Source organism: Bartonella sp. MR168JLCBS, assembly GCF_042194175.1.
On sequence record NZ_JBHIMP010000537.1, the window covers coordinates 1 to 596 of the forward strand.

Annotated in this window: 2 protein-coding genes; both read left to right on the forward strand. The window is 40.6% G+C overall.

Annotated elements, in window-relative coordinates; translation table 11 throughout:
* Positions 1-223: acyl carrier protein (locus ACFIK8_RS12490; RefSeq protein WP_375669608.1), on the forward strand; the 223-nt coding region annotated here is incomplete at its 5' end.
* A gap of 109 nt (positions 224-332) precedes the next feature.
* On the forward strand, positions 333-596 hold a 264-nt coding region (locus tag ACFIK8_RS12495), incomplete at its 3' end, for a beta-ketoacyl synthase N-terminal-like domain-containing protein (protein ID WP_375669609.1).

The window sequence follows — 596 nt, forward strand, 5'->3', positions numbered from 1 at the left end:
AGAGCGCGGTAAGAAAATTATTGTGGAGCATCTTGGGGTTAATGCAGATAAGGTAGTAGAAAATGCAAGCTTTATCGATGATCTGGGAGCAGATAGCCTTGATACGGTTGAACTCGTTATGGCTTTTGAAGAAGAATTTGGTGTAGAAATCCCAGATGAAGCCGCTGAAACGATTTTCACAGTTGGTGATGCAGTAAAGTTTATCGATAAAGCTTCTGCATGATACCTAAAAGGCAAAGGCGTAAAATTAAAAATGCTTTTGCCTGTATTCTTTGAGGACTATTTTGAGAAAAGAGCTTTGAGGAGTGAATCTCAATTCAAGGTTAAGAGTTATGAGACGTGTTGTTGTTACTGGTTTAGGATTGGTTTCTCCATTAGCTGCTAATGTCGAATATAGTTGGAAACGCCTTCTTGAAAGGGAAAGTGGTGTTCGACGCATTACTGAATTCGATGTATCGGATTTACCGTGCCAGATTGCTGCGCGTATCCCCTTAGGGGATGGAACAAATGGTACATATAATGCTGATTTGCATATGGAACCCAAAGAGCAGCGTAAGGTTGATGCATTTATTGTTTATGCAATGGCTGCTGCTGAC